The organism is Salinimicrobium sp. WS361, from assembly GCF_050750585.1.
Classification (GTDB): Bacteria; Bacteroidota; Bacteroidia; order Flavobacteriales; family Flavobacteriaceae; genus Salinimicrobium.
On the sequence record NZ_JBOJLM010000021.1, the window covers coordinates 45,734 to 52,799 of the forward strand.

The 7,066-nt window shown below is 37.5% G+C and carries 6 protein-coding genes; 4 read left to right on the forward strand and 2 right to left on the reverse strand.

Features of this window, described 5'->3' with window-relative positions; all coding sequences use genetic code 11:
• Positions 1-41: 41 nt before the first annotated feature.
• Entirely contained in the window at positions 42-2,318 is a 2,277-nt protein-coding gene (locus ACQ93I_RS15685; protein ID WP_431699342.1) for a prolyl oligopeptidase family serine peptidase, read from the reverse strand.
• A 456-nt stretch (positions 2,319-2,774) separates the two neighbouring features.
• Between ACQ93I_RS15685 and ACQ93I_RS15690 the strand changes: the two genes are divergently transcribed.
• The 3 genes from ACQ93I_RS15690 (at position 2,775) to ACQ93I_RS15700 (ending at position 5,517) form a co-directional block, all read left to right on the forward strand.
• A complete protein-coding gene (locus tag ACQ93I_RS15690; RefSeq protein ID WP_431699343.1) occupies positions 2,775-4,904 on the forward strand; it encodes a response regulator in 2,130 nt (709 codons plus the stop codon).
• Positions 4,905-5,045: 141 nt separating this feature from the next.
• Positions 5,046-5,234, forward strand: coding sequence for a hypothetical protein (locus tag ACQ93I_RS15695; RefSeq protein ID WP_431699344.1), 189 nt, complete (start codon positions 5,046-5,048; stop codon positions 5,232-5,234).
• Positions 5,235-5,283: 49 nt separating this feature from the next.
• Entirely contained in the window at positions 5,284-5,517 is a 234-nt protein-coding gene (locus tag ACQ93I_RS15700) for a hypothetical protein (RefSeq protein WP_431699345.1), read from the forward strand.
• Between the two features lie 277 nt (positions 5,518-5,794).
• Here ACQ93I_RS15700 and ACQ93I_RS15705 read toward each other — a convergent pair whose 3' ends face one another.
• The gene (locus ACQ93I_RS15705; RefSeq protein ID WP_431699346.1) at positions 5,795-6,295 is read right to left on the reverse strand and encodes a DUF4251 domain-containing protein; all 501 of its coding nucleotides are present in this window, start codon (positions 6,293-6,295) and stop codon (positions 5,795-5,797) included.
• A gap of 198 nt (positions 6,296-6,493) precedes the next feature.
• On the opposite strand from ACQ93I_RS15705, the gene ACQ93I_RS15710 reads away from it, so the two are divergent.
• The gene (locus ACQ93I_RS15710) at positions 6,494-7,060 is read left to right on the forward strand and encodes a 3-hydroxyacyl-CoA dehydrogenase NAD-binding domain-containing protein (RefSeq protein WP_431699347.1); all 567 of its coding nucleotides are present in this window, start codon (positions 6,494-6,496) and stop codon (positions 7,058-7,060) included.
• Positions 7,061-7,066 lie beyond the last annotated feature (6 nt).

Below are 7,066 nucleotides of genomic sequence, written 5' to 3' on the forward strand. Positions count from 1 at the left end.
GCCTTTTTGAGAGGATGCTTTGTGAATAATTCTTACTATTCTTAATCCCTGAACTGCGGTTGCAATTCCTGATCTTTTAGATGCTTGGCATAAAAACCCATCATAGCTTCATAAAGGTCAATACGGTTTTCTTCTTTTCCGAAGCCGTGCCCTTCATCATATTTCACCATGTAGGGAACGTCTACGCCTTTAGCGCGTAACGCTCTCACAATTTGGTCAGATTCATCGATGTTCACCCGCGGGTCATTGGCACCCTGTACCACGAACAAAGGCTTCTTGATCTTGTCTATGTGGAACACGGGCGAAACTTCATCCATAATTGCTTTTTCTTCAGGAACATTTTCGTCATACCAGATTTCCCTCAGGATCTTCTCATAAGGCTTCCAGTAAGGCGGAATTGTTTCCATAAAAGTGAAAAGGTTAGAAACCCCAACATAATCCACACCCGCGGCGTAGAGATCCGGAGTTTTGGTAAGACCTCTTAACACAGCATATCCACCATGGCTACCGCCATAAATAGCGGCTTTATCGGGATCTACCCAGCCCTGTTCAATGACGTATTTTAATCCGTCTTCTACATCATCCATGGCTTTTCTTCCGATTTGTTTAAATCCTGATTCCATAAATTCACGACCGTAACCACCCGAGATTCTGAAGTTCACCTGCAGGGTTGCGTAGCCACGGCTGGCAAACAATTGCGCCTCGGGATTAAAGCCCCAGGAATCTCTTATTCCCTGCGGACCGCCATGAGGATTTACTATTACAGGCACCTTTTGACCGTCAACAGCAGCTTTTGGGAGCGTAATGTATCCATGTATTGTTTTTCCATCCCTGCTGGTAAAGGTAATTGGTCTCATTTCGGCCATATCTTCTGCCTTAAGCTGGGGCATCAGGTTGTACAGCAGTTCAAATTCATCTTGCGCTACATCATAAGACCAGTATTCACCATACAATTTATCACTTTGTAGAAAAACCAGATATTTTGATTCGTCATCGGTCTTGTCGGCAATAGAATACTGCTTATCAGGAAATTCGTTGGTGATTCGGTTATGCAGCTTTTTATAGTAGTCGCTAATAGGTACAATTTCCCGCTTTTCCCCTTCAAAAGTGTAGTAATCAAGTTCATAATCACGATGACGTGAAAGGGAAACTCCCGAAATATCATAATTGTCGTTGGTAAACAACTTTTTGATCACCTTATCTTCCTTCAGGTCGTACAGGTAAACCGTGTTTTTGTCGGTTTCAAGGTTTGAAACCACGTAGGCATCATGTTGATAATCTGTGGCGTAATTTAAAGACGGATTAAAAGTGTCTTTCCAGTTGATCTGCTTAACAATTTCAAAATCCTTACTGTCTACGTCTTTGTTGTAGTAAAGGTCCATATTAACACCTTCACGTAGACGTACAAAGCCTCTCAATGTGCCATCTTTATCAAAAAGGTAGTTCATGATAGGATTTGCGATATCGTCATTGCTGTAAAGCTTTTCAAGATCACCTGTTTCTATGTTAACCTTATAAGGTTCAAAAACCTGCGCATTTTCTTTGTTCATGGAGACTATGACGTAATTTTTGTCATCTTTTAAAAGATCCAGGATCTGGGTTTGAACTCCTTCAAAAGGGGTAAGATCCATCGTATTGGAGCCATCCACATCTGCGGCATACAAATGATAATTCTCGTTTCCGCCTTTATCCATCACATAAAGTAACCTGTCTTCATTAGCCCAGCCATAGCCCCGAACCAATTCATCCTTCTCAACAATCGCCCTTGTGATCTCATTAGTTTCCAGGTTTTTCACAAAGACATGGTTCTTCGCATTTTCATCCTTTTCCCGGTACGACATATACTTGCCATCGGGTGAAAACTGAAAAGAACTCGCCTTTGGTTTGGCAAAGTAATCTTTCACATCATATTTGTAGTTCCCCTGGTCGTAAGCCGACAGCTGCTCCAGTTCTTTTTCTGAGGAAGGCAGGGTAGGGTCCCCCGGAATTGTTTTTTCCACCTTGTTGAGCACCAGCGGAAATTCCTGTCCCGCCTGCTTAAAGGTACCATTGATAGTTTCCCCCTCAAGGGTTCCGGTATAAGTAGCCCCAATTTTTGAATAGGAGAGGACCACCTGATTATTTTCGAGCTCGACCTTATCGAGAGGTAAACCAAAAGCACCCTGTAAAGGACTATCCATAGTGCCCGATAGAGAGTCGTTTTCTTTTGTAATGTCAAATTTCAGGGGCAGTTCATTACCCTGAACATTTAATTTCCCTTCCCAGGTTCCGGTGATCTCCTGAGCCTTCACAAGGGTACTACTAAATAGTAAAATCATAAAAATTGAAAATTTAAAAAATATATGTTTCATTTTGGTTTAGGTTGGTTGGTTAATTCATGCATCTAATTGTTTTAAAATTAGGCTTTTATTTTATTTTTGTACACTTTGTATGAAATATTATTTATATGTTTTCTGCTATAGAATTTTTTTTCAGAAGAAATAATACAACATTTTTTTGACTTCAGAAATAGAGCTTTTTATAGATAGATATAAGAACAATATCATCACTTATTTTTAAAAATTCAGCAGGAATCACAAGCAATGGGAATAGGAAAACATAAAATATCTATTTACCAATTAATTCTTATATTTCGTAGTATATAAATCAGTGATACCCAACTAAAACAGTAAAACGAAAAATCTTGTAATCTTAATCCATATCACCTAATATACCATCAAGTTGATAAGGTTTTCAGCCCTAAAACAGATTTCCCCTATAACTCCCCTTAAAATATGGATTACTCTTATTTTTCTGGATTAATACAAAATGTTGCACTGCTACTGGTTTTCAGTTTTTTATATGCCACCCGGTGGATAGATTCTACCCATTCTAAAAAACTATGGCCCAATATTTTTGCCGGTTTTATTGTTGGTGGTATTGGCATTCTTCTCATGTTTACCCCATGGACGTATCAGCCGGGGCATTACTTTGACCTACGATCAATTTTATTAGCAGTGGCAGGCTTATATCTTGGAGCTGTACCTACCATCATAGCCATTATAATTACAGTAGTTTACCGCCTGTTTGTTGGTGGAGCTTTTGTAGTAACAGGAGTCAGTCTCATTATAATCTCCGGTTTGCTGGGTATAGGGTGGCGGTATTTTCAACAAAGACTAGGGGGCAAAAACAGTATCTTATCGTTGTATCTTTTCGGAGTGGTAGTGCATGTATGTATGATGCTCCTGCCCACATTGTTTCCCGCAGATGGATCCCTGGATATAAAATTAATGGCTATACCCATTTTGACCATATATCCTGTTATCACTGTACTCCTGGGACATTTGATGAACACCCAGTTGGAAAACTGGAGAAACCGAAAAGCCAAGGAGAGGTTATATGAATCTGAGCAGCGATTTACTAAAATGATGCTCGACATCAATATGATCTTTATAAATATTGATATCAACAGCAAGATCATTTTTTGCAATGAGTATTTACTTTCCATTACCGGGTATACCGAGGAAGAGCTTATTGGCAAAAACTCTGTTGATATTTTCGTACCTGTAGATGAAAAAGAAAATACAGAAAAAGGCCTTAGAGAATTATTTGAAAAGAACAGAGATTTGCATCATTTTGAGAGTAAGATACTTACAAAAGACAATAGAGAACTTTATGTCTCCTGGTATAACTCGGTTATTACTGATGATTATGGAAAAATAAAGGGTATAGCCAGTTTGGGCGAGAATATTACAGAAAAAAAAGCCACACTAGAAAATCTGAAAGAAACAAAGGAAAAAGCAGAAGAAAGCAATCGCCTAAAAAGTGTTTTTCTACAAAATGTGAGTCACGAAATTCGTACTCCCATTAATGCAATCATGGGCGCTATCAGCCTCTTAAAAGAATCTTCGGTAGGGAAAGAGATGCGGGAAAAGTATTATGAAGTATTACGATTAAGTGGTAACAGACTGCTTTCTACTGTCAATGATCTAATAGATATTTCCCAGGTAGAAACTCAGCAAATAAAGGTCAATAAATCTGACTTTAACCTTTCTGAAGTATTAACGAATCACGTAAATGTTGCGACCCCAATAGCCGGTAAAAAGAATAATAAGATAATATGTACCAGCAAATATCTTCATACAAACACAATCCTGCATACCGATAAAAATATGCTGAATGGCATTATTATCAATTTAATGAGTAATGCCAATAAATTTACCACAGACGGCATTATTGAAATGGGAAGTTTTGATGAGCATGGAAACATTGTTTTTTATATAAAAGATAACGGCATAGGGATTCCGGAAAATCGACTTGATGTCATTTTCGACCGATTTGTGCAGGCAGATTCCAGTTTAAGTCGGCCACATGAAGGCTCTGGTTTAGGGCTATCAATAGCCAAAGCTTATGCCGAAATGTTGGGAGGGAATATCTGGGTGGAATCTGAAGAAGGGAAGGGCAGCACCTTCTTTTTTAGCATTCCCAAAGATGAAGTCAAGCATACAATACCCAATGAAGGCAAGGTGGAAAATAAAATAGCCCCATTACCAAACCATAAGATTTTAATTGCTGAAGATGATAAATTGAATTACTTAATTCTGAAAAAGATCGTTGAAAATATGGGTATAACCAACATTCTACATGCACAAAATGGTGTCGAAGCAGTTGAAATGGTTAAGAATGATCCTGAAATCTCTTTGGTGCTCATGGATATAAAAATGCCGGAAATGAGCGGCGAAGAAGCAACGCAAAAAATAAGGATCTTTAATTCTACTATTCCCATTATTGCCCAAACTGCATTCGCCATGCCTGCCGACAGGAATAAATTTATTGAGATTGGGTGTAGTGATTATATCCCCAAACCCATTGACAAAGACGACTTAACAAAGCTCTTGCACAAGCATATCAATTCTACGCAGTAATTACAGTATTTACATAAATATAAGCTACTTGTAGCTACTAAGTTAAAACATATAGCTAAATATTAAATTATTGTGAAATTATTTTGCGTAATATTGAATATTGCTAAATGAATTTATAAATATGTAATTAGAGGGATTCAAATGAAAAAAATTATCTTTTTTTTCTTGCCGTTGATCCTTTTCTCCTGCAAGGAAGCCGAATCTTCTTCAACTGTAAAAGAGCAACAGGCAAACTTTGACTGGCTTTTAGGCGACTGGGAAAGACAGAATGAGCAGGAGAACAGGTCAACCTTTGAATCCTGGGCAAAATCGACTAACTCTGAAGTATAGTGGAATTGGATATACGTTACAGGACCGGGATACCATCTGGAAAGAAACTATGAAATTAGTTGAATTGAACAATACCTGGAACTTAGAAATTACAGGAAAAGGTGAATTAAAGCCAACTATCTTCAAAGTCACAAATATTGAAAAAGAACAATTCACCAGTGAAAATCCCAACAATGAGTTTCCAAAACTTATCAAATATGCTTTCGAGGATGAAATTTTAAAGGCCCGCATCTCTGGTGGAGAAATGGAAATTCCGTTTGAGTTTAAAAGAATTCAGAAATGATATTTATATAATTTACTGAAATGGAATGGGTATTAAGAACAATTATATGTATAGCGATGACCTTGGCTATGAATCATTTATAGTTAAGTTATTATTACATCTACTTGTGAACTATAATTTATATTATGTAAAATAGAATATTTAAGGAATAAGAACCTATTTATTCCAATACTCCCCTGGATGCTTTTAATATAACAGCTACCTGGTATTTATCCTCCTTCCTGAAATGCATTTAGATGAAATGATTATCTGAATAGCCATTTCAATAAGCCTCACTTTATTCAAGCTCTTTCCTTACAATCTTTCCGTTGTAGCTCATATGATCCCTTTGTGAAGATGTTACCGATGTATTTGTATTCCCATTCGGAAACACAATTACTCTGAAATTAAGGTTCTCACTCCCTTTATTTCCCTGAAAAGAGATCTGCACCTCATTATTCTCTGGTATTTCCTCGATTTTGAGATCTTTTAGATTGCCTTTATATTCAATTGCTCCGGCAGAACCATAGCCGCCACTAAATTGTCTTTCTCCAAAAAATGGTAAATACACTGCTACACTGTCCTCTTCAAAAGTAATATGGTTTGGATTCCCTATAAGATTTACACTGCTGTATCTAACAGGATTCGCCCAATTATTCTCAATCCTAAAATCGAGCTTTTGCACCTTCTCCAACATTTGCCTGTATTCAGCTGTATTTTTGACACTATTGTTCGCACTGCCACAGGAAAATAAGAATATTGGTAGAAATAACAGGAAGTAATACTGCCTTTTCATCATAAGTTGTTTTTAACCATGTCAAAATACAAAATTTTAGACATTGACAACTAAACTTTTATATTCTTCTTAATCTTTTTGTTTTAAAGTTAAAGTCCTCTCAAATCCGGTGAAATTAATATTCTCTTGACAGCATTTAAGAAATATAAACAGGACCTTAAGGTCTATAAACAGGTCCTTTAAGGGACAAATCGAACTGCTATGAAGATTGAAAAAGTGACTGTATTTGGGACCGGGAAGTTTGGAGCACGGTTAGCTTTCCACATTGCCTACCATAACGTTGATGTAACTGTATATGACCGGGATTATGGACTATTGGAAGAAGCCCGAACCCGGTTTCGGGAATTTGCCGATTATTATGAGCAAAACTTCGACGCCTCAAAAGAAAATGTAGAAGCTGCACTGGCCAATATTGCCTATTCTATGGATATTACAGAGGCAGCTGGTAACGCCCATTTAATCATAGAGGCTGTTGCTGAAGATCTTGCAGCCAAAAAGAACTTTTACCTGGAACTTCAAAAAACAGCTCCCAAAAATGCCATTTTTGTGACTACTTCTGAAGGTTTAGATCCCGAAATGCTGGCCAGGATTTCCGGCCGGCCAAATAAATTCCTAACCCTCCACTTCACAGGAAATTTAAAAGAAAATTTACGCATAGAAATTATTACCTTACCAAATACACGCGAAGACATCTTAAGGTTTGTAGTACAATTCTCTAAGGATATTGGTATGGAAGTGAATCTCCGGCATCTTGAACAACAGGATTAATTAAAA